The sequence below is a fragment of the Bradyrhizobium sp. 149 genome (assembly GCF_023073915.1).
Taxonomy (GTDB): domain Bacteria; phylum Pseudomonadota; class Alphaproteobacteria; order Rhizobiales; family Xanthobacteraceae; genus Bradyrhizobium.
The window spans coordinates 298208-322934 of sequence record NZ_JADPKK010000013.1 but is presented as its reverse complement, the minus strand read 5'-3'; the positions used below and the strand labels follow the sequence as shown (position 1 = coordinate 322934).

Here is a 24727-nt window from a genome sequence, read left to right as displayed (position 1 = left end):
TGTCACAGCATTCGCTGCGCGATCCGCACCAGCATCATGGTGCCGAGGCCCAGCAGCATCAGGCTGGCTAATCGACTGCTCATCGACAGCATGCGCGGGGTCAGCCGTGACCGCGCCGTTGCCACCATCGTGCTGAGCACGGTCCACCAGATGGCGGATCCCAAGAAGACGCCCGCGACCAGCGGCGCCGCGGCGGATTGTGCAGCGCCGCCAGGAATAGGATGACGTCCGTGGATTGGTCAGCCCGAGCGCCATGGCGCTGAGATAGGCGCGTATCAGGCGTACTTCGTCGACCTCACCTTCCTGAAGCACGACGGAGCTGCGGTGGGTCCGGATCGCGAACCAAAGCAGCGTGAGCGCCCAGACGATGCCGAAGCCGACGGCGTTGGCCTCGACCCAGAGCTGTGCCAGTGAGCCGAGTCCCAAAACCGCAAGGGCACTGTAGGTGAGATGCACGGTCGCTGCACCGAAGCCGGCTGCGAGGCCCGTGGCCATGCCCGATGCCAATGTGCGCCGAATGCGCAGCATGCCCATTGGCCCGTTGGGAGCGGCGACGGTGAAACCAATTCCAATGCCGGAGACAAGCGCGGCAAGATAATGTGACAAAGACATGCGACCACACAAAAATAAACTGCGACCGCGTACGTACCGGTGAAGTTGAATCGCCGCCTCGACAAACGGGTGAAAAGCAAACGGGAACACAAACACGTTAGTGTGAGACGAAATCGTTGTGCTCTCGTGACAACAGTTCCATGGCGCGGCATGGAATCAAATCGCAGTCGTCTGAACCTAATCGGACTGTCGCGACTCAGAACCCGTAGAGTCGCGCGGGATTGTCGACGAGAATTTTCTTGCGCAGATTTGCGTCCGGTGCCCACACCGGAAGCTGGTTGAGCAGGCGGCCGTCGTCGATCTGATAGAGGGGCGCAACGTCGGTGGCTTTGCGTCCCTCGACGCGGCTCGAATCCGGATGCGGCCAGTCCGTGCCCCAGACGACGCGGTCCGCATTCGCCGTGATCAGCGCGCGGGCATAGGGAACCATGTCCTGATAATCGGGTGCGAGCTTCGACGAGCGGTAGGCGCCGGAGATTTTCACATAGGCCTTGCCGGATTTGACGAGCTCGATCAGGTCGGCAAAGCCCGGCTGCTCGAGCCCGAGCGAAGCCTCGGGCCCACCAAAATGATCGAACACGGCGGGCACAGGTGAAGCCAGCACGAGTTCCTTGATCGCCGAGATCATCGGCAGCGTGGTGTAGAGCTGCACGTGCCAGCCGCGCGCCTTCATGCGCTCGACTGCGGCGGTGAAGCGGGGGCGGCCGACATTGGGGTCATTGACGCCGCCGGTCGCGAGATTGAGGCGGACGCCGCGGAAGCCGTCCTGATGCATCGTGTCCAGCGCGCTCTCCGGCGTCTTGTCATCGATCACGGCGACGCCGCGAGCATTGGCGCCGCGTGCTTTCATGCCAAACAAGGTCGACGAATTGTCGGTTCCGTAGACACTTGGGGTGACAATCACCACGCGTTCCATATGCAGCGCGTTGTGCAGTGCGGCCATTTCCTCCGGAGATGCCAGCTCGGGCGTGTAGACGCGCCCAGCGAAGAACGGAAACTTTTCGGGATCGCCGTGGATATGGGTGTGGCAGTCGCATGCATGCAGCGGAACGTCGAAATTGACGGGCGTCGCGGGCTGCGCGGCACGTGCGTGGGCTCTGTTGGACATGGCAACTCCGGCGGCAAGGGAGGCAAGCAGGACGCTGCGTCGGCTGAGCATGGTTTCTCTCCCGCTTCGATATTGGTACTTAACCGACAGTATCACATCAGCGAGCCGTGAGCCGCCTTGAGAAGGCCAACCGGACGGCACGATGTTCGCAGCAGCGAGCAGGAGAGTTCCGGGCGTCTACTGCCCCGATGGCGTGCGTAGGCCGTGCCAGGCGTCGCGGACCTGCTGGTAGTGCACCTCCGGCAGATAGTCCGGCGTGTTCAGGCTCAAGGTCTTGACGTCGAGATGGCCGACGGCGCTGAGCAGCGTGTAGGAGGCGATCACGCGGTCGCGATTAGCGCCGATCAGGCGGGCCTTGGCCTGAATCAAATCGGCCTGCGAATTCAGCACGTCCACCGTCGTGCGCTGTCCTCCGGCGGCCTCGCGCTGCACGCCCTGGAGCGCGACGGTTGCCGCCTTCACCTCGGACTCGGAAGCGGAGACCGCGATCTTGGCGCCTTCATTGGCAACCCACGCACTGACCGCCGCCGTGCGCGCCTGGTTGCGCACCTGATCGAGCACGAGCCGGCTCTGTGCCGTGATCTCCTTGGCCTGCCGGGTCTGTGCGGCGGCCTGGCCGCCGTCGTAGATCGGCGCGGTGACGTTGGCGACGATCGAGGCCTGGTCCTCGGCGAAGGTGCCGAGCGTCGGGTCGTTGTTGCGGCTGCGACTGGCGCTGCCCTGGATGCTGGCGCTCGGCAGCAGCGCGCCTTCGGCGACGCGGATGTTGGTGGAGGCGACATCGACGTCGAAGCCCGCCGCCATTACCGCCGGGTGCTGGCGGATCGCCATCGTCAGCGCGTCTTCGCGGCTCTTCGGCAGATAGCGGTCGACGACTTCGGCGGCCCGAAGCTGCGACGGCGCGTTGCCGATGACCTGCGCGTAGACCGCCTGGCTCACCGCCAGCGCGACTTCCGCGGCGTTGAGATCGGCGAGCCCGCGGTTGAGCCGCGCCTCGGCCTGGGCGCTGTCGGTCGGCGTGACATCGCCGGCGTTGAGGCGGCGCTGGGTGACCGAGAGCGTTTCGCGCAGGAAGGCAACGTTGGAGCGCTGCGCCTCGACCAGCGACTGGTTGGCGAGCACATTGGTGTAGGCGGTGACCGCGTCGAGCAGTACGCCCTGGCCGACGTTGCGCAGCGCCTCGCGGCCCGACTGCACCTGGAGTTCGGCGGCGCGCACGTTGTTGGCGGTGCGGAAACCGTTGAACAGGGTCTGCGTCACGGTGACGCCGATGATCCACGGCTTCAGATTGGCGGTCTGGATGGTGTTGTCGGGCAGCAGATTGCGCACCGATTGCAGCCCGGCGCTGAGACTTGCCACGATCTGCGGCCGGTAGCCGGCGAGCGCCTGCGGCACGTTCTCGTCGGTGGCGCGCTGGCGCGCACGCTCGGCATTGAGCTGTGGATTGGTCTGGTAGGCTTTGGCGAGCGCCTCCGGCAGCGCTTCCGCCCATGCGGCGGAGGGCAGGGCGCAACAGAGCGCCAGCGTGGTCCATGTCGCGAGCACAGGAGCCACGCCCGATCGATGCCGCGTCATCACGCGACCAGCTCTGGCGGCACGCCCAATCATGTAATCCCACAAATCCCGGCTGTCCGCCCCCGCCGACGGTGGCCCTCTTAGCTGTTTAACCAGCGCCGGTCCCGCAGGCAAACTGCCGCGGGGAAAAACCCCATGTATTCCGTGCTTGTTGCAGGTGCGTCACAGGGTTTCTGCGGGAAAGCGGCAGAGCCTTACACCAGCCTGACTGCTTGCTCGCCTTACCGGTTCTTGTTCACCGGCTTGCGCTTCTCGATGAACGCCGCCATGCCCTCGGAGCGGTCTTCCAACGCGAAAGTCGAGTGGAACAGGTTGCGCTCGACGCTCATGCCCTCGGCGAGCGTGGTCTCGAAGGCGCGGTTGACCGCCTCCTTGGCCATCGCGACCGCGGGCCGCGACATTGTGGCGATCTTCTCGGCAGCGGCCATCACCTCGTCCATCAGTTTGTCGGCCGGAACGATGCGGCTGATGAGGCCGCTTCGCTCGGCTTCGGCTGCATCCATCATGCGGCCGGTGAGGCAAAGATCCATCGCCTTGGACTTGCCGATCGCACGGGTCAGGCGCTGGGTACCGCCGATGCCGGGGATGGTGCCGAGCGTGATTTCGGGTTGGCCAAATTTGGCGGTATCGGCGGCGATGATGAAGTCGCACATCATCGCGAGCTCGCAGCCGCCGCCGAGCGCATAGCCCGCGACCGCGGCGATCGTCGGCTTGCGGCAGCGCGCGACCCGGTCGCCGCCGATCGCGGCAAAATCCTCGGAGAACATGTCGATGAAGCCTTTCGGCTGCATCTCCTTGATGTCGGCGCCGGCGGCAAATGCCTTCTCGCTTCCGGTCACGACGATGCAGCCGATGGCGTCATCGGCTTCAAGATCGTCGACTGCGGCGGCGATCTCGCGGAAGACGCCGAAGGAGAGCGCGTTGAGCAGCTTCGGCCGGTTCAGCTTGATGATGCCGACTGCGCCTTTGCTTTCGACGATGATGTGTTCGAACGTGCTCATGCTCCACCCACGCTTTTGATTGAGCGGACAATGTGCCCGCTGGCGCGGGGGGCTTCAAGGGGCCCCAAAGCGATCAGAGCAAGGACGGCCGGAACACGCGGCGAGACGCGCGTTCCGGACGAGGTCCCGCAGGCCGGCAATCAGGCCATAAACATGCGCGCGGCGGAGGCCAGCGTCAGCAGCGTGCCGACGCCGATGAAGATCTTGCCGATCAGGGAGCTCTGGTCCCAGGCCGAGCTCTGCTGGCTGCTTGCCATCACCGGCGCCGGCCGCGGCTGCGCGTCGATTGCGGCAATCACCGCCTTCTGTGCTGGCGCGTTGTCCTGTTGCAGGGCGCGGTCGATGTCGTTGATCTGGTCGGGTGCGACGACCTCGCTCTCGGCGGTCGGGGCGGCGGTATTATCGGCCGCGGCCTGGACGTTGTCGTTGGCGCGGCCTGTCATTGCGGAGGCGGCAGCTGCGGTCGGCGTATCGCCGGCGGCGAGCTGCGCATTGGCGTTGGCGACTTCCGGCGGCATCCGGCTCGAGGCCGGCACGCCACGATTGTCGGCCTTCGCCTCGTCGGCGGTCGCCGCGGCGTCCTTCTTCTCAGCCTTATCGTCGGATTTCCGCGCTGTCTTGGTGCTGTCGCGGTCACGCGAGATGTGGCGCCGCTGCTTGCTCGGTTGGGCCTCGTCGGCCTGTTTGCCCGCGCTATCAGATTTGCTGCTTGCGGCTGAATTCGGCGCCGCCTGTGCAACACCCCCGAACAGCAAGAAAAGCCCGGCCAGGAGAATCAGGGCCGCGCGCCCGCTGGCTTTCTTCATGTTGACGATCTCCCCAATTCCGCCCGTCCCGGGACCGAACAGAGACCCCGGGGCGTGACGACAGCGGGGCAGAAAATGGGAATCTTCGGGCTACACCGGGCAAAAACGCGGCAAACCGCTCCGTTCGCGGCTGGCCGCCGGTGCGGACGGGACCGATCGGTGTTATGAGCCGTCCCAGATCTTAACGGCCGTATCGGTCGCGTCTCCGACACAGATCACGAATTCGTGATCTGTGTCGGGCCGGCGTAACAAATTGAAAGACCGGCCGAATTGCATGGTGAGGGCGCGCGTGCGCGGACGTGAGGACGAGTGGACCGGCCTGATGCGGTCGGCCATGGCAGGCGATGACGCGGCGTATCATCGCCTGTTGAAGGCGGTCACGCCTGTGCTGCGCGCTGCCGCGAGGCGTGGCTTGGCCCGGGCCGGGCAGTCTCCCGACCAGGCCGAGGATATCGTGCAGGAGATTCTGTTGGCGGTGCATCTGAAGCGGCACACTTGGGACAGCGAAGCCCCCTTCGCCCCGTGGCTGTTTGCGATCGGCCGCAACAAGCTGATCGACATGCTGCGGCGGCGGGGCAGGCGGATCTTCGTCAACATCGACGATTTCGCCGAGACCCTGCCGGGCGAGGTGCCGCAGGAGACGGCCTCGGCAGGCGAGGTCGCCAGCCAGCTCAATACGCTGCCGCAACGCCAGCGCGACGTGTTGCAGTCGATCGCGGTCGAAAGCACCTCGATCAAGGATACGGCGGCGAAATATTCGATGAGCGAGGGCGCGGTGCGGGTCGCGCTGCATCGCGGACTTGCGGCGCTGACTGCCAAACTGCGGGACCACTAGTCATGGATACCGATCAACTCATTCGCTCGCTCGCGGCCGACAACGCCCATCGCGCGCCGCGCGTCGGCGCGGTGCTGACCATGGCGCTGCTGGTCGCCGCGCCCCTGTCGATCCTGATCTTCGCGACGTTTCTCGGCGTGCGTCACGATGTGATGACAGCGATGCACAACCCCTTCTTCGACATGAAGTTCGCGGTCACGCTGTCGCTCGCGATTCCCGCGATCATCGTCAGCCTGCATCTGTCGCGGCCCGAAGCCTTGCTGCGCGGCTGGGGCTGGCTGCTGCTGCTTCCCGTCGGGCTGCTCGCAGTGGCGATCAGCAGTGAGGCGATGATGGCGCCCGCCATGCCGATGACGATGCGTTTGATGGGCAAGAATTCCAGGGTTTGCCTGTTCGCAATCCCTGCGATGTCGCTGCCGCTGCTTGCCGGCGCGCTGTTCGGTCTGCGTCACGGCGCGCCGTCGCATCCCGCGCTCGCCGGTGCGCTCGCCGGCCTGGTGTCGGCCGGCCTCGCCGCGACGCTGTACGCCTCGCACTGCACCGACGATTCCCCGCTGTTCGTCGCGACCTGGTACACGCTCGCGACCGCGCTGGTGACCGCGATCGGGGCGGCGGTGGGGGCGAAGGTTCTGCGCTACTAGGTCGCCGGCTTCACGCCGGCGTCGCGCCCTGCTGCATGCGGTGGAAGCGCAGCACCTGCTGCGCGGTCGAGCCGCGCAGCGCCTCATAAGTGTCGCGCAGCGTCAGTATGTCCGTCTGAGAGTCGCCTGAGAGCTTCTCGCGCAGGGCGATGATGGCGCGCACGCTCGACCATTGCATGGCCGCGACCTTGGCGAGGATCATCACGCCCTCGGTCCGACTTTCGATCATCATGGACTCGGCGGTCTCGACCGCGACGCCCGCAAGCGCCGCCAGCCCCGCATTGGTCTCGTCGAACTTGCCTTGCTCTGCGAAGGTGGCGACCTGGAGCTCGGTGAGGCGGCCGTCCTCGTGCAGCGACTTCACCAGCGCCCGCGCCATCTCGGTCTGTCTGGTCATGGTGGCGGTGCGGATCCGCTGGGCCGCTTCCTGGACCACGCTGGACACGTCGTCCGCGAGCTCCGGATGCGCGGCCTCCAGCTTCCTGCGCGCGGTCAAGGACGCCTTCGCGACCAGCTTCAAATAATGATGGCGAGGCAGGTCGGGCCGCAGGCCGATGCAGGTAGCGAGGTCGTCGTCACGCTCGGCGCGGGTGACGAGATCGGCGAGACTTCCCTCGGACAGCTGCGCGCCCGGATTGCTGACGGTCGATTGCACCACGTCCTCGTCGCCGCGGGTCACCAGCACGTCGGTCAGCGCTTCCGACAGCACCCGCCGCAGCGAGATCGCCTTGAGATGGGCCTGGCCCCTGGTGCGCGCGATCTCCATCAGGGTCGCCTGGTCCAGCCGTTCAGATTTTGACAGCACGGGGCCGGAAACCTCGATCACCTCGTCGAGCGCGAGCGTGCGGATGATCTTCGGCGGCGCAGCCGCGACCGGTGCGAGGCGGTCGGCGAGCAGGGCCCTTGCGGACGTCTCGATCTGCTCGATCAGGTATTGGAACACGTCATCGAACACGCGGACGTGGTCGTCGGAATAGTCCACCGCGTTGCCCACGAAGAGATCGGTGACGCGGCGCAGCGTCTCGACCCGGTGCGCAACAGTGCCGTGCGAGAGCGCAATTTGCAATTCCTCGAGCAGACTCTCGGATGATTCTGCGGATTTGGATCTCATTGCCCTGTCCTGGAGCGTTCGGCCCGGCGGCGGCTTCTGTCGCGCCGGGAGAAAATGGAGTGGTCAGCTCGTTGCAATGCGGTTGCGCCCTTGCGCCTTGGCCGAATAGAGCGCGCTGTCGGCGCGCACGAGAAATGTGTCGGCAGTATCATTGTCGCGCAGCATCACGACGCCCGCGGAAATAGTCACGCGCATGCATGGAGAGAATGCGCTCCAGTCCAGATCGGCGACGATGGCGCGCAGCCGATCGAGCATGCGCGACGCCGCCTCAACGTCCGTTCCCGGCAGCAGCAGCAAAAATTCCTCGCCGCCGTAGCGGCCGAAGCAGTCGGCCGGGCGGATATTGGCGAAAATAGTGATCGCGAAGGTGCGCAGCACCTCGTCGCCGACGGGATGGCCGTGGGCGTCGTTGATGCGCTTGAACCAGTCGAGGTCGATCAGTGCGATCGCGCAAGGGGTCGATGTCTGTTGCGATTTTTCGATCTCGGCGTCGAGAAGCCGCATGATACAGCGGCGATTGTAGGAGCCGGTAAGCTCGTCGAGCTCGGCCAGCTCCTCGATGCGCTGATAGGCGGCCTTCAGCTCGATGCTGCGCCGGTACAGGATCTTGCGCAGGGTCGCTCCGAATAGGCCGAGGGTGGCGCACTGCCCGATCACCAGCACGAAGCACAGCATCGAGGCGGCCCGTTGCAGCCGGGTCGTAACCGGCAGTCCGATGGGCAAGTCCGAGGCGAGGAAAACGAAGGCAAGCCCGCAAGTGGCAAGGCCCCAGGTGAGTATCGCCTGACGCGAGGTCATACGAAGCGTGCCGAACGCGAAGATCAGAAACAGCACGGCAAGGAACGCGACTCCGACTGTCGGCACCGCGAGCAGGAACAGCAGCTGCAGCGTCATATGCGCCGAGATCTGGAAGACGGTGAGGTAATGATCCTCGAACCGGTCACCGACGCCGGCTTCCGACAACACGGCGAAGGTGCCGATGATCAGCAGGCCGCCGAACCAGAACAGCGAGGCAATGTCGATCGAGATCACGCCGTCAAAGGCGTAGAGCAGCAGGACGGAGGCGCCGAGCGAGTAGCTCGCCACCTGACCGATATACATCTGGCGGCGCTGCCGGACCCGGCGGGCCAGGACTTCGGGTGCCGCTGCCTCGGTCGTCAGGACGAGATCCGCGACTTCAGCGGCATTCCTCTCGGGAAAGGACGTCGCGGCCGTGCTCATGGTCCCGCCATTGGTAGATGTCAGCCCAAAAATCTATGTGGCAAGCCTTTAGGTTTGGTATCCTTCGAAACCGAATCCACACCGTGCAGCGCGGGAGCGGGCAGACGTCGATCGGCGAGGAATTTGCCGGCCGATTAGGCATCATGTACGACGCGGCCGAGCCAAAGCAGGGCTTCGGAAGACATACGTCGTGATAGGCTGCTATGGTTCCATGCAGGTCAGGTCGTCTACGCCGGGACGGCATTGCGCAGGAAAGTGCTGCATTACTATGTTACCGTTCTTGAACGACGCGCCCAGCCGCGGGTGGCAAAAGGAAATTTCGCATATGTGTGGTAGATCACACAGCGCCCCGTGTGACTGCGGTAGGTTGAACAATTTTGCCCCTCCCGTCGAACCGTCTGCCGCATCGACCCGACCAACCTTGCGAGACGGCCTTTGAGCGTGACACAAGCGGCGTCGGACGAGATCCTGATCGCCAGGATCGCTCAAGGCGACCGGCTCGCCATGCAGGTGCTGTACGGGCGGCACCATGTCAGGGTGTATCGGTTCGGCCTCCGGCTCGTGCGGGACGAGCAGGCGGCGGAAGACCTCATTAGTGAGGTGTTTCTCGACGTCTGGCGTCAAGCCGGCAAGTTCGAGGGTCGATCCGCCGTTTCCACCTGGCTGCTGGCAATTACCCGATTCAAGGCCCTGTCTGCGCTCCGGCGCAGGAAGGATTTTGAGTTGGACGACGACGCCGCGAACGCGATCGAGGATACGTCCGACAATCCGGAAACGGCGGTGCAGAAGAAGGATACCAGTGCAGCGTTGCGGGAGTGTCTGACGGGCCTCTCGCCGGACCATCGGGAAATTGTCGATCTCGTCTACTACCACGAGAAGTCCGTGGAAGAGGTGGCCGAAATCGTTGGCATCCCGGAGAACACTGTGAAGACGCGCTTGTTCTATGCGCGCAAGAAATTGGCCGAACTGCTGAAAGCAGCCGGCATTGAGCGAGGCTGGCCATGATGGCTTTGAGCAAGAAGATGCTGGAGCAAGAGCCCGGTGAAATTGAACTGCTGCTGCCGTGGCACGCCGCCGGCACGCTGAACGCGCGTGATGCGCGACGCGTCGACGAAGCGCTGGCGCGCGATCCCGAGCTCGCGAAGCAATATGCCGCGATCCGCGGCGAGTATGAAGAGACCATCCATCTGAACGAGAGCCTGGGTGCTCCGTCGGCGCGTGCGATGCAGAAGCTGTTCGCCGCGATTGACGCCGAGCCGCCGCGGGCGGCCGGATCGTTGCCGCTGTCGGCGCGCATCGCCACCTTCTTCGCGAGCCTGTCGCCGCGTACTCTGGCCTGGTCGGCGAGCCTTGGCGCCATGGCGCTCGTGCTGCAAGCCGGAATCATCGCCGCCGTGTTGACGAAGACCCAGACTGCGACCTTCCAGACTGCGTCGCTCTCGACCAGCGCGCCGATCACACGCGAACTCGGCACGACTGTCCCGCCGGCGCGCGCGCTGGTGCGCTTCACGCCCGAGGCACGCGTCGCCGACATCACGGCGTTGCTCGACGGCTACCAGGCTTCGATCATCGGTGATGCCAAGGGTGGCATGTTTCGCCTCCAGTTCGACAAGGCGATGAGCCAAGACGAACTCGCCTCGCTGCTCGGCAAGATGCAGCGCGAGAAGTTCGTCAACCTCGCCGTCGCGGCGCCGTAAGGCGCTTCCAGACCGATGACGCGCAAGTCCGAGAGTGGAGCAAGAGCCGGAGCCTATGCTTCGTCGGTCGGAGCGGCGCTCTTGCTCGCCGCCTGTCTCGACGTCGAGGTTGCGCAGGCGCAGGCGATCATGCGCACGCCGACGATCAGCGTCCCCTCGCGCATGCCGACCATTTCCCCTGGCATCGCCGCGCGCGTCGGTCCAGGTGCTGCCGCCAGGGTGGTGGCCGTCGGCCGCGGTCCCGGCCCGATCGTGACGACGAGGATTTCGGCGCGGATGGGGCCGACGCCGGTGCTGCCTTATGCACGTTACTCCCCGAACCTCTATCCTGCCTGTACCGCGCCCTATCGCGATGCCGCCGGCGAATGCCTGGCGCAGCAGAACGCAGGCGGCGATGGCTCGGGCAAATCCGGCAAGAAGACCACCGGAAAGGGGCGCGGCAACAACACGCCGGTGGCCGTGGACTTGCGCACCTTCGCCGACCAATTCGTCGCCGAGATCGAGGGCGGACTATCGTTGACCGAGGCCGACGAGCTTGCACGCCGCCATGGCCTGACACGCGTGTCCTCCGAGAATTTCCCGCTGATCGGGGCAACGTTCGGACTGTTCCGCGTCACCGACGGCCGTCCCTCCGAGACGGTACGGCGCGAGTTCGCCGCCGACGGCAGCGTGCGCTCGGTCCAGCCGAATTTCCGCTACCTGCTCCAGGACCAGAAATCGTCGGTGCCGACGGAGGGAGATCCCGCCCAATATGCGCTGGCCAAGCTCCGCCTGCCGCAGGCGCATGCGCTGGCGCATGGCGCCAATGTCACGGTTGCCGTGATCGACTCCGGCATCGACGCCCAACATCCGGAACTTGCCAATTCCATTGCCGACAATTTCGATGCGCTCGGCAGCGCCGAGGGCCCGCACGTTCACGGCACCGGCATTGCCGGCGCCATCGTGGCGCATGCCAAGCTGATGGGCAGCGCGCCCGAGGCGCGCCTCATCGCCATCCGCGCCTTTGGCGGCACCACCGGCGGGGCCCAGAGCTCGTCCTACGTCATCCTGCGCTCGCTGAACTATGCCGCCGAGCACGGCGCGCAGATCGTCAACATGAGCTTTGCCGGTCCGAAAGACGCGGTGATCGAGCGGGCCATCGCGGCGACCGCCGCGCGTGGCCTGGTCCTGATCGCGGCCGCCGGCAATGCCGGCCCCAAGTCGCCGCCGCTCTATCCGGCCGCCAATCCCAACGTGATCGCGGTCAGCGCGACCGATCAGCAGGACAGGCTGTTCACCGCCTCCAACCGCGGCAATTACATCGCGCTTGCCGCACCCGGCGTCGATATCTTCCTGCCGGCGCCAGGCGGCAAATACCAGATGACGTCGGGCACCTCGTTCTCAGCCGCCTATGTCTCCGGCGTCGCGGCGCTGCTGCTCGAGCGCAACTACGCCTTGAAGCCGGAAGCGCTGCGCATGACGCTGGCGAAGACGGCGCGCGACCTCGGTTCACCCGGGCGTGATGATCTTTTCGGCCATGGCGAGACCGATGCGTTTGCCGCGGTCATGGCCGTTCCCGCCGACGGTGCCACGCCGGTCGCGGCCGCGTCCGATACAACAAAACGTGAAGATATCGAGAGGCGTCGCGACGAGCCTGGCGTCCGCGCATTAGAGCAACCGTCGTTGTCGAGCACCGACGATAAAGCCACGGTTTCTCAGGCGGATAGGCCGGCAACGCGATAACGGCTGCGACAACTTTGCGCGCGGCGCGAAGATCGAAAAATCAAACGCCGCATTGAACGTTCAGCCCGCTGCCACGACCAAATTATGTGGGAGCGGTTATCCCTCCCCATAAGTCATATCAGGCGCGAGCGCCCATCCACCCCAAGCGCCCATATGGCTCGACCCGTCCGGTTGTCCCCCCGGACGGGTCTTTTCTTTTCGGAGCTCCGATTCCTCGAAGCCCTGGGCGGAAATCAGCTTCCGGTTGAGAGATCGCCCCGCGCTCCTTGCCATCGCCCTTCCGGCACACCGCAGGCGCGCTATGCTTGTGCGAAGCTTGACTCGAAAACCCCTTGAATCTCCGGACGACTACGGAGTTTGGCGACGAAAACGTCGTCGTTGCTGGACAAGTCAAAACTTTTCCACAAAATATTCACGTCGCGCTTAAATTGATTCGTGTGCGTTGCGTCGCGTCCGTATTTTTCTCCTGACGGGCTGGTTTATGACACATCGCCAAGAGGCTGTTCGCGACGTGGCTGTCGGCCGCGACATTGCGGCACGCTGGTGCGCTCTCGCCGAGCAGCGCCTGGTGCATCTCTCCGAAATGTTCGAGACCGGCCGCTGGCGCCGCTATCATTCCGAGATCGCATTCCTCGAAAACATCCAGGAAGCCAAGCTCGCCGTTCAGACGTGGCGCGCGCTTGCCACCGGCGCTGACGTCGCCACGGCGGCGGCCAGCGTGTCGCCCTCATTCGGTTGGTCGCCGGCGACGATGCCCCGCATGTCTCCGCGCGAGCAGCAGACGCAGACCGTGCAACCGAAGGCCGTGCACATTGCTCCCGAAAGCGCCGTGCCGGTCAGGCTCGATCCGAAGCCGAACGTTCTCGCCGAAGTCACCGAAGCCCCGATCGCGCCGCGCGCCGCGCCTGCCGCGATGGCACTGCCCAAGATTCCTGCTGCCGCGGCGCCGCCCACCGCGCCTGCTGCGATGGCAACTCTTCTGCCGCAGTTCTCTCCGCCGGCAGCCGAAATCGTCGCAGCCCCCGAGCGCGTCGTCGAATTCACCTTCAGCCTCGACGGCCTGCAGGCGAAGTATCCGCTGCTGCGGAACGCGTTTTAGGGCGAGCCCTGAAGGATGAACGTCCCCGTCGGAAAACAGCGCAGCTACCGCCGCACCGCATTCCCGCCGACCACCAGCTGCGCAAACCGCTGCGCGCCGTCCACTGACAGGTCAGACGTAACCGCACGCGCGTGATCGAGCCCGACCACGGCGCCGCGCGGGGTTTCCGAGATCATGTTGTTGTTGACGAGTGCGGTGCCGGCGCCCGACACGACGGACACGCCGACGCCGGCCAGCGCCTTGCGGATCACGTTGCCCGTGATCGCGACGTCGCGGAGATATTTGCCCCAGCCGGCGACGATGCCGTAGGACGGCGCGTTTTCGATCACGTTGCCGGTCACCGATGAATCCGCCTCGATGTAGATGCCGACGCCGGCATCATCATCCGGCGCGGTGCCGATCGGCCGCTTCGGGATCAGGTTGCGGATGATGTTGCCCTGGACCACCGCGATGCGGCCGCCTTCGTTGAAATTGCAGACGGAGACGCCGACGGCGGCGCCGTCCACTATGTTGTTAGCGATCACCGCGGCCTCGAACGCGAACTCCGAATAGAGCGCGACCTCGCGCACGTCGCTGACGCTGTTGCCGGTGATGTGGATGTTCGAGGCCGAGTTGCCGCGCACGGCGGAGTAATCGCAGTTCTTGATGCGGTTGCCGCGCACGATGACGTTGCCGGCGCGGAAGGCGTTGATGGCGTTGCCGTACTGGCCGGAGCCGCCGGGGCCGGCCTTGATGTCCTCGATGCGGTTATCAGTCACCAGCGTGCCGTCGTCGCCGATCGCCGTGCGCAGGATCTCGATGCCGTTATCGTTGGCGCCGGTGATGGTGTTGTGGGAGACGTTGAGACCCCTGGCGTCGAACGACACCACCGCCGTCACCGCGATGTTGGTAAAGATGTTGCCGGAGATATCGCCGGAGACCTGCTCGAGCCAGATGCCGCTGCCGCCGGAACCGGTGATCTCGCAATCGCTGACTCGGACGTCGCGCCCGCCGAGGATTTGGATCAGTGCCCGCCGCGTCGGCAGCGGAATGCCGCGGCCATCGAAGGTGATGCCGGTGAGGCCAATCGAATTAGAGCCATCGCTCTGGATCGCCGAGGCCCCGCCAGTGAAGATGAATTTTGTCGCGCCGCGCACGCCGATCAATTGCGCGCCATTTGGCAAGCGCAATAGTCCGGTGCGGTAGATGCCGGGTGGCAGCGCCAGTGGCATCTGCGCCCGCGTGGCCTCGTCGATTGCACGCTGGAGCGCGCGGGTTTGGTCCTCGCTGCTGCCGGGTCGCACACCATATTGCGTGGCATCGCGGCCGAGCAGCGACGTCAGCGGCGCCGCGCGCGCGGCATCGGAGGGCATCGCGAGCGCGCCGGCGATGCCTGCGGTCGAAGCTCCGATAAGATGGCGACGATTGAGGTCCATGACGCGTCCTCCGGCGGACGCGGGAGTCCGCAGCGGTTAGGTAGCGCAAAAATGGGGCCGCGCGGCTGGGGCCGTGAGGATAGTTCGCAGTAGGGTTAAATGTTTACGCAGTCCCCTTCCGCCCCTTCCGCGCCAACTGCACCATTTCCATCAGCATCGCTTCCCCCGCATCGACCAGTTCTTCCAGCGTGATCCGCGGCGCGCCCTTGCGGCGCACGGCGCCACCGCGCGCGAGCAGGGGAATATGAATGAACGCCGCAAGCCGCGGCCCGCCGGCCCTGACGTTCTCGATCGCGCGCCAGCTCAGATAATTGCAGAGATAGGCGCCGGCGTCGCGCGAGGGGCGCGCGTCGATGCCGGTGAGGCGCGCGGCGCGCAGCAGCCTTGCGGTATGCGGGCCGAAATTCATCGCGTCCGCATTGCCGGCGATGCCGCGCTTGCTCGAGCGGGTGTTGGCGGCATCGGGCCAGAGCATGGTGACGGCGTTGCGCGCGCGGCTCTCGATGCGCAGATGGGGCGTGCGTGCCGCGAGACCGAACATTAGCAGCGCATCCGGCTTCTCTTTCGCGAGCACCTCCGGCAATTGCCTGTCCACCGCGGCATAGGTGACCGGGAAGATGTGGCTGGAGATCGCGGCATCGTCGAGTGCGGGACGGCGCAATTGCGCCAGCCGGGCGACCAGCGGCTGGGTCGGATTATAGGGCGCGCCGGGGAACGGGCCGAAGCCGGTGAGGAGAATGCGGAGCTTGTCGCTCATTGCAGCAACTCCAAAATCTTTTCGGCCGCCAGCGCCGGCGTGAGGTGGCCATCAGCGACCTCAGTCTCGATCTTCCGGACCTTGGTCCGCACCGACGCCTCGCTGCGCAGCCGCGCCAGCATGCGCTGCTCCAGCATCGACCACATCCATTTCACCTGCTGCTCGCGCCGCCGCGTGGCGAAATCGCCGGATGCGTTCATCGCCTTGCGGTGATCCAGAATCTTTTGCCAGATCTTCGCGATGCCGTTGCCGGTCAGCGCCGAATAGGTCTCGACCGGCGGATGCCAGTGCTCGGAGCGCGGCGTCAGGATATGCAGCGCGCCGCGATAGTCGGCGGCGGTAATGTTGGCGCGCTTGAGATTGTCGCCATCGGCCTTGTTGATCGCGATCATGTCGGCGAGCTCGACCAGGCCCTTCTTGATGCCCTGGAGCTCGTCGCCGCCGCCCGGCAGCATCAGGGCGAGGAAGAAATCGGTCATGTCGCAGACCGCGGTTTCGGACTGGCCGATGCCGACCGTTTCGACCAGCACGATGTCGAAGCCGGCTGCCTCGCACAGCAGCATCGCCTCGCGCGTTTTCGCCGCGACACCCCCGAGGGCGCCCGAGGACGGCGAGGGCCGGATGAAGGCGTCGTCGGAAGCCGAGAGCCGGGCCATCCGCGTCTTGTCGCCGAGGATCGAGCCGCCGCTGCGCGCCGAGGACGGATCGACCGCGAGCACGGCGACCTTGTGGCCCTGTTCGATCAGATGGGTGCCGAGCGCGTCGATGGTGGTGGATTTGCCGACGCCGGGCGAGCCGGTAATGCCGACGCGGACCGCCTTGCCGGTGTCGGGCAACAGCATCTGCACCAGTTCGCGCGCCAGCGCCTGATGGTCGCCGCGCCGGCTCTCGACCAGCGTGATGGCCCGCGCCAGCGCCGTGCGGCTGCCGGCGCGGAGGTCATGGGCGAGGGATTTGATGTCCAGCGAAAGTTTCTTCTCAACCATGCCCTGCTTTACAACGCCCGGGCGGAGCAGGCGAGGGTTGCTCGCCCGATATCACCGGGATGTCGCCGCCACACCTGTCCGCACCGGTTTCACCTTCCGCCAGACCCAGACCATCACCGGCCACAGCAGCGCTCCGATCGCCATGGCGGCGAGGATGGCGGCGACCGGGCGCTCGAAGAACGGCAGGATGCTGCCGTCGGACTTGATCAGGGAGGTCACAAAAGCCTGCTCGACCATGGTGCCCATGACGATGCCGAGCACCATCGCAGCAACCGGATAGCCGTTTGCTTCCATGACATAGCCGATCACGCCGAAGGCGGCGACGGTGACGACGCCGAACATGTTGTTACCGATCGCGAAAGATCCGACCGCGCAGCATAGCATGATGATCGGCATGATTCCGGAGCGCGGTGCCAGCAGGATGTAGGCGGCAACCCGGATCATGGCGATGCCGAGCGGGATCATCAAGATGTTCGCGATGATGAACATCAGATAGATCGCGTACATGCTCGACGCTTTCTCCGTGAACAGCGTCGGCCCGGGGTTGAGCCCTTTCATGTAGAGCACGCCGATCGCGATCGCGGCGATGGTATCGCCGGGGATGCCGAACAGCAACGACGGCACCCAGCCCGAGGCAATGCTGGCATTGTTGCTGGCGCCGGCCTCGACCAGGCCCTCGACATGGCCGGTACCGAATTTTTCCGGCTCCTTGGAGAAGCGTTTCGACATCGCGTAGGAGACCCAGGCGGCCATGTCGGCGCCGGCGCCGGGCAGCACGCCGATGATGATGCCGACGATGTTTCCGCGCGTCATCTGCCAGTGATACTTCTTTGTCAGCATCCACTGGCCGGCCATGATGCTCCCGAATTTACGCCGCGGCAGCGGGGGAGGCTCGGGCGTCAGCATCGCGCGCATCACCTGGGCCACGGCGAACACGCCGACCAGAGCGGGGATCGGCTCGATGCCGCCGAACAGATCGGTGAGGCCGAACGTGAAGCGCGGCACGCCGCCCGGATTCTCGATGCCGATGCAGGAAACCAGCAGGCCGAGGAACATGCCCGCGATCGCCTTCACCGGCGAGGAGCGCGCCACTAAAGTGGCGCACATCAGGCCGAGCAGCGCCAGCCAGAAATACTCGAACGTCGAGAACGATAGCGCGATCTCGGCCAGCGGCGGCGCCAGGATCATCAGCGACAGCACGCCGGCGATGCCGCCGACGGCCGAGAACCATACGCCGGCCCCGAGCGCCAGCTCGGCCTGTCCCTTGCGGGTCATGGCGTAAGCCTCGTCGGCATAGGCGGCGGAGGCTGGCGTGCCGGGGATGCGCAGCAGCGCACCGGGGATGTCGCCGGAGAAGATCGCCATCGAGGACGCTGCCACGATGGTCGCGATCGCCGCGATCGGCGAGAGGTAGAAGGTGACGGGGACGAGCAGCGCGGTCGCCATCGTCGCCGAGAGGCCCGGCAGCGAGCCGATCACGAGCCCGTACACGGAGGCTGCGAACATCGCGATGATGACCTCCCAGGTGGAGATCAGTGCGAACGCTTCAATCAGGGTTTTCAGCATGGGATCACCAGGGCGTCGGCAACAGGCCGGCGGGAAGCGGCACGCGGAGCAGCTTGCCGAAGATGAGGTGGATCGCGAAGGGCGCCAGCGCTGCCAGCGGCAGCGCCAGCTTCCACTTCGCTCCCAGCGCGGTCGAGGTGACGTAAACCATGATCGCCGCGGTGATGATAAAGCCGAGCCGGTCGGCCGCCACCACGTAGAACAGCAGCAGCGCCGGCGGCAGCAGCGCGCGCAGGCCGTAGAGCTTTCCTTGCGGCGGCGGGGCGGCTGCTGTCTGGCCATCGAGCGGGATCAGCACTTCCTCCTCCTCGAAGGTGTGGCCGATACCGAACACGATTGCGAGCCCGCACAGTGCAAGCCCAATCCCGATCACCAGCGGAAATACGTTGGGGCCGACCGGCTGCCCGGGTACCGGCGGCAGCAGCCAGCCGCCATAGGCGGCTGCTGTGCCGAGCACGACGAGAAACGATCCCGTGACGGAGTCGGGAAGACGCATGGGAGTAGTCCTGTGAGGTTTCTGCTCCCTCGCCCCGTTCTTACGGGGAGAGGGCTGGGGTGAGGGGCCGCGTCCACAATGACGGTGAAAGCTGGATTTGCGGAGACCCTCTCACCCGGACTCGGGCTGCCCTCGATCTCGACCTCTCCCCGCGCGCGGGGGAGAGGTGAAAACTTATGCCTTGCTCAAACCCGCCGCCTTCATCGCTTCGCCCATCTGGGCATCGCCCTTGTCCATGAAGCTGCCGAACTGGCCGGCATCGCCCCACACGGTGCCGAAGCCGCGATTGCTCATGAAGTCCTTGAACTCGGCGGAGTCGTAGACCTTTTTCAGCGCCGCGGTGAGCTTCGTTGCCAGTTCCGGCGGCAGGTTCTTCGGCGCGCCGATGCCGCGCCAGGCGCCGGTCGCGTACTCGATGCCCATCGCCTCCTTCAGCGTCGGCACGTCCTTGAAGATCGGATTGCGCGCCGGCGCCATGATGGCAAGGCTCCTGGCCTTGCCGGCCTCGATGATGGCGCGGGCTTCCGGCACCGAGCAGGTGGTGAGGTCGAGCCCGCCGGCGGCGAGGTCCTGCATCGCGGGCGCGGCGCCGTTCGACGGCACCCAGGCGACCTGGTTGGCGGGCAGGCCCATCGCCTGCATCCAGCCGACAAGCGCGAGATGCCAGATGCCGCCCTGGCCGGTGCCGGAAGCCTTGAACTTGCCCGGAGGGGCCGCCTTGATGGCTTCGGCGAGCTCCTTCACCGTCTTGTAAGGCGAGGAGGAGGAGACCTGGATGCCCGGGGGGTCTTCGTTCATCAGCGCCAGCGGGGTGTAGCTCCTCGGCGCCAGCTCGGTCAGTCCTTGCCAGTGCATCATGGAGATTTCGACCGTGAGCATGCCGATGGTGTAGCCATCGGGCTGCGCGGTCGCAATCGCGGTATGGCCGACGACGCCGGAGCCTCCGGTGCGATTGACCACGTTGAAGGGCTGGCCGAGATCCTTCTCCAGAAGCGCTGCGACAATGCGCGCCGTCGCGTCGGTGCCGCCGCCCGCGCCCCAGGGCACGATCACGGTGACGGGCCGCGCCGGATAGGCTTGCGCAAGTGCGGGTGTGAGGCCGAAAGCGGCCGATGCCGCGACCGCGGCAGTTGAGGCCGCAAAGGTGCGGCGCGTAATCTTGGACATGAATGCCTCCCAGCGGCGCCCGTGACGTCGGGCGCTCTTGTCAATGGCGACATTCTAGTCGGCTTTGCAGCGCCGCCGCAAGTTAGCGCTCTGTCAGCAACGCAGCGCTCCGCGTAGGGCCCGACCACATACGGCGGATAGTGGGAGGTGAAGCCGGAACTCTTGCCCGCGTCGGTTGAAGGCGCAAACGTCACCGCGCCGATCTTGAGCAAGCTCCCTTTCAATTCCGCGCTGACATAGCGCTTCTTCTTCTCGACCATAAAGCGATGCGATCACCGCCTTCACCTCGCTTTCATGGCGGGGCCGCTGTCGGAGGTCGCCGTGAAGAACGGGCGGATCGCCCGAGCGGCGGCCAAACTACTCCGCCGCCTCGCTATGCCCGAGCCGGGCATTCAGCTTGCGGATCAGCTCCTCGGCCGCGTCTGCGATTACGGTGCCCGGCGGGAAGATGGCTTCCGCGCCAGCCGCGTAGAGCGCGTCGTAGTCCTGCAGCGGCACCACGCCGCCGACGATGATCATGATGTCGTCGCGGCCCTGCTTCTTCAGCGCGGCCTTGAGTTCCGGCACGGCGGTGAGGTGGGCGGCGGCGAGCGAGGAGACGCCGAGGATGTGGACGTCGTTCTCGACCGCCTGTCGCGCGGCCTCGTCGGCTGTGGCAAACAGTGGCCCGATATCGACGTCGAATCCGATATCGGCGAAGGCGGACGCGATCACCTTCTGGCCGCGGTCATGACCATCCTGGCCGATTTTTGCGACCAGGATGCGGGGGCGGCGGCCCTCGGCTTCCTCGAAGGCGTCGATCAGCGCTTGAACCCTCTCGACCCGGTTACCCATGCTGGACGCCTCCCTCTTGTAGACGCCGGTGATGGACTTGATCTCGGCGCGGTGCCGGCCGAACACCTTCTCCATCGCGTCCGAGATTTCGCCGACGGTCGCCTTGGCCCGCGCCGCATCGATGGCGAGCGCGAGCAGATTGCCGTTGCCCTCGCCGGCCGAGCGCGTCAGCGCGGCGAGCGCGGCCTCGACGTCCTTCTGGTTGCGTTCGGACTTCAGCCGCGTCAGCTTGTCGATCTGGAGCCGGCGCACGTTGGTGTTATCGACCTTGAGGATGTCGATCGGGGCTTCGTCGGTCGGCTTGTACTTGTTGACGCCGATCACCGCCTGCTTGCCGGCATCGATGCGGGCCTGGGTCTTGGCCGAGGCCTCCTCGATGCGCAGTTTCGGCACGCCGGCCTCGATCGCCTTCGCCATGCCGCCGAGCTCCTCGACCTCCTGGATGTGGCCCCACGCCTTTGCCGCGAGATCGCGCGTGAGGCGCTCGACATAATACGAGCCGCCCCAGGGATCGATGATGCGGGTGGTGCCGCTCTCCTGCTGCAGGAAGAGCTGGGTGTTGCGGGCAATGCGTGCGGAGAAATCGGTCGGCAAGGCGAGCGCCTCGTCCAGCGCATTGGTGTGCAGCGACTGGGTATGGCCCTGCGTCGCGGCCATCGCCTCCACGGTCGTGCGCATCACGTTGTTGAAGACGTCCTGCGCGGTCAGCGACCAGCCGGATGTCTGGCAATGCGTGCGCAGCGACAGCGAGCGCGGATCCCTGGGGTTGAACGGCTTCAGCAGCTTCGCCCAGAGCAGGCGCGCGGCGCGCATCTTGGCCACTTCCATGAAGAAATTCATCCCGGTCGCCCAGAAGAACGACAGGCGCGGTGCGAAACGGTCGACATCGAGCCCCGCCGCAAGGCCCGCGCGCAGATATTCGACGCCGTCGGCGAGCGTATAGGCGAGCTCGAGGTCCTGCGTCGCTCCGGCCTCCTGCATGTGATAGCCGGAGATCGAGATGGAATTGTACTTCGGCATTTTTTGCGAGGTGTACGCAAAAATGTCCGAGATGATCCGCATCGAGGGCGCGGGCGGATAGATGTAGGTGTTGCGCACCATGAACTCTTTCAGAATGTCGTTCTGAATGGTCCCTGAGAGCTTTTCCGGGGGTAGGCCCTGTTCCTCGGCGGCCGCGACATAGAGCGCGAGGATCGGCAGCACCGCGCCGTTCATGGTCATGGACACGCTCATCTGGTCGAGCGGAATGCCTGCGAACAGCGTACGCATGTCGTAGATGGAATCGATGGCAACGCCGGCCATGCCGACGTCGCCGCCGACGCGCGGATGATCGCTGTCATAGCCGCGATGGGTGGCGAGATCGAAGGCGACCGAAAGACCCTTCTGTCCGGCCGCGAGATTGCGGCGGTAGAACGCGTTGGAATCCTCCGCCGTGGAGAAGCCGGCATATTGCCTGACGGTCCAGGGCTGGTTGACATACATAGTCGGGTAGGGCCCGCGCAGGTAAGGCGCGATGCCCGGATAGGTCTCGAGGAAATCGAGCCCGACGAGGTCGGCCTCGCCATAAGCCGGCTTCACCAGAATGCCCTCGGGCGTCAGCCACGGCTCGGCGCTGCCGGTCGGCGCGGCAGTGGCGGTTCGTTCGAAGGCGACGTCGGCGAAATTGGGAATGCGGCTCATGGTTTCAACCATATCATAGGCACTCAATCATGATCCGGATGCTGATGGCTGACGATGGTCGCCATCTTCTCCGGTCCGTAATTCTGCTGCGTGGTCTGGCTCGGCAAATTGGAGATACCGACCACCCAGCCGAGACGGGACTCGGTGCCGAACTGGCGCGTTGGCACGATCTGGTCGGGGCGGTCGAAGGTGCCGGTCATGATCTCGATCCGGTCGCCACCGATGCGGCCAAAACTCAGCGGCGTGCCGCAGGCAGCGCAATAGCCACGTTCGGCGATGGAGGAGGAGCGGAAGAACGACGGCTGCCCCCTGGTCCAGGCAAAGTCCGTCTTGTTGATATCGGCAAAAGAGGCGAACGGCGCGCCGCTGGCCTTCTGGCACATCCGGCAGTGGCAGATCGAAACCCTGTTCGGCGCCGTGGTGACGCTAAAGCGCACTGCCCCGCATTGGCAGCCGCCGGTGAGAACGGGCTTGCTGGCGTCGGTCATGGCTGCTCCATCCGTCGATAGGCGTCCTGCAGCGTCGCAAGCGCATCGCCACCGGCAAAGACGAAGCCTGTGACGCCGGCTGCACGCAGCGCCGCCTCGGCATCGGTCGGGCGGCCTGCCAGATAGATAAGTCGCGCGCCGGCGGTTTGCAGGCCCTGCGCCGCGGCTTCGGCGTGTTCCGCGTAAACCTTGTCGCTGGAACAAAGGCAGGCAAGCTCGGCGCCGGACGCCTTGAAGGCGGCAGCTAGCTGGGCCGGATCGGCAAAGCCTTCGCTGTCGACAGCCTGGATGCCGCCGGTCTCGAACAAGCTTTTGGCAAAGGTCGCCCGCGCGGTGAAATCGGCGGGCGCGCCGAGATTGGCCAAGAACACTTTTGGCCGCGCGCCGCATGCCTTCAACGCCGCGTCGGATTTATCGCGCAGCGCCTCGAACGGTTCCGCCAGCCTGATCGGCGGCAGCGCGTCGAACTTGTATTTTTGCTCGCCATACGGCGCCAGCGCGACCGGCGTCGCCTTCAGCACTGCCGTTTCGCTCTCGTGCAGGTTCGGAAACTCGCTGGCGCCCGTCAGCACGTCGCGGCGTTTTGCGATGTTGGCCTCGCGCGCTTTTCGCGCAGCTGCGACCTTGCTCTGGAACACGCCCTGCTGAAGCGCAGCGAAGGCGCCGCCGGCTTTCTCGCTTTCCTGGAACAGCGCCCAGGCTGCGTCGCAGAGCTGACCCGTCAGCGTCTCGATGCCGCCTGCGCCTGCCGCGGGATCGCTGACCTTGGCGAGGTTGCTTTCCTCCAGCAGCACAAGCTGCGTGTTGCGCGCTACCCGCCGCGCGAACGGATCGGGCAGGCCCAGCGCCAGCGTGTGCGGCAGCACGGTAATCGCGTTGGCGCCCGCAAGTCCGGCGGCAAACGTCGCCATGGTCGCGCGCAGCATGTTCACATAGGGATCGCGCTGCGTCAGCATGCGCCAGGCGGTATCGGCGGCGATGAACAGCGGTTTTGGGGTCAACCCGCACGCCGTCTCGACGCGCGCCCACAGCAGCCGCAATGCGCGGAATTTTGCCATGGTGAGGAATTGGTCTGCATCAGCGGCAAGCCGCGCATAGACCATGCCCTGCGCCTGCTCCAGCGGAACGCCGGCGCTCTCGATCGCGCGGAAATAAGCGACGCCGCTGGCGAGCACGAAGGCGAGCTCTTGCACCTCGGAGCCTCCGGCATCGTGGATCACGCGTCCGTCGGCCGATGCGAACCGGCCCTTGAAGCCGAGCGCGGCGAGGCCCTTGATGGCGCCGGTGACGGCCGGAACGATCTCGTCCCAGGCATAGGGGCTGTGCCCCCACACCGCGCCGGCTGCGAGCGGATCGAGCCCGAAGCGGATGTCGCAGGCGGCGGGATCGATGCCCTTGCTCTTCACATATTCCGCGACGTGGATCGCCGCCATCCGCGATTGCGGACCGATCTGCAGCTCGAGGCCGATGCCGGCATCGAGCTGGACGTCCTTCAAGACTTTTGCGACCGCGTCCGCCGTCGGTTCGAGCCCGAAGCCGTGAGCGCCAGTGCTGCCGGCGAACACCAGCGCCAGACCCGTCGCGCCATTTTCGAGATCGGTCAGTGCCTGCGCATTCGCGAGCGCCGCATCGGGATGGTCGATCCGCTGCATGATCTGCCAGGGCGCCGCCGCCGGCCGCCCCAGCAAGGGCGCAACGCCCTTGGCGCGCGGATAGAGCGGATCGATCTTGATTCCGTCATAGGTCTTGCCGACCAGCTTCTCGAACGGCGCGCCCTTCAGCACGCCATCGACCAGCTTGCGCCAGTCTTCGACGGTCGCCTTGGGAAAATCCGCCGCCAGCGGCAGGTCGTCAGTCGCGGAGGTCATGCGGCGAGGGGCTCCCGAAATCTTGTTGTTCGCGGGCGAAAT

Annotated in this window: 22 protein-coding genes and 2 pseudogenes; 6 read left to right on the top strand and 18 right to left on the bottom strand. The window is 65.6% G+C overall.

The window, feature by feature from the left end; all coding sequences use genetic code 11:
• Nucleotides 1–2 precede the first annotated feature (2 nt).
• The 6 genes and pseudogenes from IVA88_RS06955 to IVA88_RS06930 all read right to left on the bottom strand — a co-directional run bounded on the left by IVA88_RS06955 (nt 3) and on the right by IVA88_RS06930 (nt 5102).
• Nucleotides 3–164, bottom strand: a complete 162-nt coding sequence (locus IVA88_RS06955) for a hypothetical protein (RefSeq protein WP_247496943.1) — start codon at nt 162–164, stop codon at nt 3–5.
• 121 nt (nt 165–285) lie between these two features.
• Nucleotides 286–528, bottom strand: a pseudogene (locus IVA88_RS06950) (permease); the annotation flags it as partial.
• A gap of 280 nt (nt 529–808) precedes the next feature.
• A complete protein-coding gene (locus tag IVA88_RS06945) occupies nt 809–1771 on the bottom strand; it encodes an amidohydrolase family protein (protein WP_247496540.1) in 963 nt (320 codons plus the stop codon).
• Between the two features lie 126 nt (nt 1772–1897).
• Nucleotides 1898–3295 (bottom strand): TolC family outer membrane protein, encoded by a 1398-nt coding sequence (locus IVA88_RS06940; protein ID WP_247496539.1) that lies wholly within the window; start codon nt 3293–3295, stop codon nt 1898–1900.
• 221 nt (nt 3296–3516) lie between these two features.
• Entirely contained in the window at nt 3517–4296 is a 780-nt protein-coding gene (locus IVA88_RS06935) for an enoyl-CoA hydratase (protein ID WP_247496538.1), read from the bottom strand.
• 140 nt (nt 4297–4436) lie between these two features.
• Nucleotides 4437–5102: a hypothetical protein gene (locus IVA88_RS06930; RefSeq protein WP_247496537.1), complete on the bottom strand. Its 666-nt coding sequence runs from the start codon at nt 5100–5102 to the stop codon at nt 4437–4439.
• A gap of 289 nt (nt 5103–5391) precedes the next feature.
• Between IVA88_RS06930 and IVA88_RS06925 the strand changes: the two genes are divergently transcribed.
• Together IVA88_RS06925 and IVA88_RS06920 are read left to right on the top strand one after the other, a co-directional pair.
• Nucleotides 5392–5937 carry a sigma-70 family RNA polymerase sigma factor gene (locus IVA88_RS06925; RefSeq protein WP_247496536.1) on the top strand — a complete coding sequence of 182 codons (546 nt, stop codon included), beginning with the start codon at nt 5392–5394 and terminating at the stop codon, nt 5935–5937.
• A gap of 2 nt (nt 5938–5939) precedes the next feature.
• Nucleotides 5940–6578 carry a DUF1109 domain-containing protein gene (locus IVA88_RS06920; protein WP_247496535.1) on the top strand — a complete coding sequence of 213 codons (639 nt, stop codon included), beginning with the start codon at nt 5940–5942 and terminating at the stop codon, nt 6576–6578.
• Nucleotides 6579–6588: 10 nt separating this feature from the next.
• Here the strand turns inward: IVA88_RS06920 and IVA88_RS06915 are convergent, their stop codons facing one another.
• Both IVA88_RS06915 and IVA88_RS06910 read right to left on the bottom strand, forming a co-directional pair.
• On the bottom strand, nt 6589–7689 hold the full coding sequence (locus tag IVA88_RS06915; RefSeq protein ID WP_247496534.1) for a DUF2336 domain-containing protein: 1101 nt from the start codon (nt 7687–7689) through the stop codon (nt 6589–6591).
• Nucleotides 7690–7752: 63 nt separating this feature from the next.
• A complete protein-coding gene (locus tag IVA88_RS06910; protein ID WP_247496533.1) occupies nt 7753–8910 on the bottom strand; it encodes a GGDEF domain-containing protein in 1158 nt (385 codons plus the stop codon).
• 435 nt (nt 8911–9345) lie between these two features.
• Here IVA88_RS06910 and IVA88_RS06905 point away from each other — a divergent pair, with 435 nt between their 5' ends.
• The 4 genes from IVA88_RS06905 (at nt 9346) to IVA88_RS06890 (ending at nt 13428) form a co-directional block, all read left to right on the top strand.
• Nucleotides 9346–9915 (top strand): sigma-70 family RNA polymerase sigma factor, encoded by a 570-nt coding sequence (locus tag IVA88_RS06905; RefSeq protein WP_247496532.1) that lies wholly within the window; start codon nt 9346–9348, stop codon nt 9913–9915.
• Nucleotides 9912–10607: a hypothetical protein gene (locus tag IVA88_RS06900; protein WP_247496531.1), complete on the top strand. Its 696-nt coding sequence runs from the start codon at nt 9912–9914 to the stop codon at nt 10605–10607. Before IVA88_RS06905 ends, IVA88_RS06900 begins: the two co-directional genes overlap by 4 nt.
• A gap of 15 nt (nt 10608–10622) precedes the next feature.
• Nucleotides 10623–12329, top strand: coding sequence for a S8 family serine peptidase (locus IVA88_RS06895; protein ID WP_247496530.1), 1707 nt, complete (start codon nt 10623–10625; stop codon nt 12327–12329).
• A 481-nt stretch (nt 12330–12810) separates the two neighbouring features.
• Nucleotides 12811–13428: a TIGR03809 family protein gene (locus IVA88_RS06890; protein ID WP_247496529.1), complete on the top strand. Its 618-nt coding sequence runs from the start codon at nt 12811–12813 to the stop codon at nt 13426–13428.
• Nucleotides 13429–13472: 44 nt separating this feature from the next.
• Here the strand turns inward: IVA88_RS06890 and IVA88_RS06885 are convergent, their stop codons facing one another.
• The 10 genes and pseudogenes from IVA88_RS06885 to IVA88_RS06840 form a co-directional block, all read right to left on the bottom strand.
• Nucleotides 13473–14843, bottom strand: a complete 1371-nt coding sequence (locus IVA88_RS06885; protein WP_247496528.1) for a TIGR03808 family TAT-translocated repetitive protein — start codon at nt 14841–14843, stop codon at nt 13473–13475.
• A 103-nt stretch (nt 14844–14946) separates the two neighbouring features.
• Nucleotides 14947–15600 (bottom strand): pyroglutamyl-peptidase I, encoded by a 654-nt coding sequence (locus IVA88_RS06880; protein WP_247496527.1) that lies wholly within the window; start codon nt 15598–15600, stop codon nt 14947–14949.
• Complete coding sequence (gene meaB, locus IVA88_RS06875; RefSeq protein ID WP_247496526.1) at nt 15597–16586, bottom strand: methylmalonyl Co-A mutase-associated GTPase MeaB; 990 nt, start codon at nt 16584–16586, stop codon at nt 15597–15599. Before meaB ends, IVA88_RS06880 begins: the two co-directional genes overlap by 4 nt.
• 51 nt (nt 16587–16637) lie before the next feature.
• Nucleotides 16638–18152 carry a tripartite tricarboxylate transporter permease gene (locus tag IVA88_RS06870; protein WP_247496525.1) on the bottom strand — a complete coding sequence of 505 codons (1515 nt, stop codon included), beginning with the start codon at nt 18150–18152 and terminating at the stop codon, nt 16638–16640.
• 4 nt (nt 18153–18156) lie between these two features.
• Nucleotides 18157–18648 (bottom strand): tripartite tricarboxylate transporter TctB family protein, encoded by a 492-nt coding sequence (locus tag IVA88_RS06865; protein WP_247496524.1) that lies wholly within the window; start codon nt 18646–18648, stop codon nt 18157–18159.
• A gap of 174 nt (nt 18649–18822) precedes the next feature.
• On the bottom strand, nt 18823–19815 hold the full coding sequence (locus IVA88_RS06860; protein WP_247496523.1) for a tripartite tricarboxylate transporter substrate binding protein: 993 nt from the start codon (nt 19813–19815) through the stop codon (nt 18823–18825).
• A gap of 107 nt (nt 19816–19922) precedes the next feature.
• A pseudogene (locus IVA88_RS06855) lies at nt 19923–20156 on the bottom strand (hypothetical protein); the annotation flags it as partial.
• A 16-nt stretch (nt 20157–20172) separates the two neighbouring features.
• The gene (gene scpA, locus IVA88_RS06850; RefSeq protein ID WP_247496522.1) at nt 20173–22329 is read right to left on the bottom strand and encodes a methylmalonyl-CoA mutase; all 2157 of its coding nucleotides are present in this window, start codon (nt 22327–22329) and stop codon (nt 20173–20175) included.
• A gap of 23 nt (nt 22330–22352) precedes the next feature.
• Entirely contained in the window at nt 22353–22817 is a 465-nt protein-coding gene (locus tag IVA88_RS06845) for a GFA family protein (protein ID WP_247496521.1), read from the bottom strand.
• Nucleotides 22814–24685, bottom strand: coding sequence for a methylmalonyl-CoA mutase family protein (locus IVA88_RS06840; RefSeq protein WP_247496520.1), 1872 nt, complete (start codon nt 24683–24685; stop codon nt 22814–22816). Before IVA88_RS06840 ends, IVA88_RS06845 begins: the two co-directional genes overlap by 4 nt.
• Nucleotides 24686–24727 lie beyond the last annotated feature (42 nt).

Excerpts from the sequence above, each read along its gene's own strand:
- IVA88_RS06840 (WP_247496520.1), bottom strand. The coding sequence starts at position 24,685 with ATGACCTCCGCGACTGACGACCTGCCGCTGGCGGCGGATTTTCCCAAG.
- scpA (WP_247496522.1), bottom strand. The coding sequence starts at position 22,329 with ATGAGCCGCATTCCCAATTTCGCCGACGTCGCCTTCGAACGAACCGCC.
- IVA88_RS06885 (WP_247496528.1), bottom strand. The coding sequence starts at position 14,843 with ATGGACCTCAATCGTCGCCATCTTATCGGAGCTTCGACCGCAGGCATC.
- IVA88_RS06900 (WP_247496531.1), top strand. The coding sequence starts at position 9,912 with ATGATGGCTTTGAGCAAGAAGATGCTGGAGCAAGAGCCCGGTGAAATT.
- IVA88_RS06870 (WP_247496525.1), bottom strand. The coding sequence starts at position 18,152 with ATGCTGAAAACCCTGATTGAAGCGTTCGCACTGATCTCCACCTGGGAG.
- IVA88_RS06890 (WP_247496529.1), top strand. The coding sequence starts at position 12,811 with ATGACACATCGCCAAGAGGCTGTTCGCGACGTGGCTGTCGGCCGCGAC.
- IVA88_RS06865 (WP_247496524.1), bottom strand. The coding sequence starts at position 18,648 with ATGCGTCTTCCCGACTCCGTCACGGGATCGTTTCTCGTCGTGCTCGGC.
- meaB (WP_247496526.1), bottom strand. The coding sequence starts at position 16,586 with ATGGTTGAGAAGAAACTTTCGCTGGACATCAAATCCCTCGCCCATGAC.
- IVA88_RS06880 (WP_247496527.1), bottom strand. The coding sequence starts at position 15,600 with ATGAGCGACAAGCTCCGCATTCTCCTCACCGGCTTCGGCCCGTTCCCC.
- IVA88_RS06945 (WP_247496540.1), bottom strand. The coding sequence starts at position 1,771 with ATGCTCAGCCGACGCAGCGTCCTGCTTGCCTCCCTTGCCGCCGGAGTT.
- IVA88_RS06930 (WP_247496537.1), bottom strand. The coding sequence starts at position 5,102 with ATGAAGAAAGCCAGCGGGCGCGCGGCCCTGATTCTCCTGGCCGGGCTT.
- IVA88_RS06895 (WP_247496530.1), top strand. The coding sequence starts at position 10,623 with ATGACGCGCAAGTCCGAGAGTGGAGCAAGAGCCGGAGCCTATGCTTCG.
- IVA88_RS06940 (WP_247496539.1), bottom strand. The coding sequence starts at position 3,295 with ATGACGCGGCATCGATCGGGCGTGGCTCCTGTGCTCGCGACATGGACC.
- IVA88_RS06915 (WP_247496534.1), bottom strand. The coding sequence starts at position 7,689 with ATGAGATCCAAATCCGCAGAATCATCCGAGAGTCTGCTCGAGGAATTG.
- IVA88_RS06860 (WP_247496523.1), bottom strand. The coding sequence starts at position 19,815 with ATGTCCAAGATTACGCGCCGCACCTTTGCGGCCTCAACTGCCGCGGTC.
- IVA88_RS06935 (WP_247496538.1), bottom strand. The coding sequence starts at position 4,296 with ATGAGCACGTTCGAACACATCATCGTCGAAAGCAAAGGCGCAGTCGGC.
- IVA88_RS06845 (WP_247496521.1), bottom strand. The coding sequence starts at position 22,817 with ATGACCGACGCCAGCAAGCCCGTTCTCACCGGCGGCTGCCAATGCGGG.
- IVA88_RS06920 (WP_247496535.1), top strand. The coding sequence starts at position 5,940 with ATGGATACCGATCAACTCATTCGCTCGCTCGCGGCCGACAACGCCCAT.
- IVA88_RS06910 (WP_247496533.1), bottom strand. The coding sequence starts at position 8,910 with ATGAGCACGGCCGCGACGTCCTTTCCCGAGAGGAATGCCGCTGAAGTC.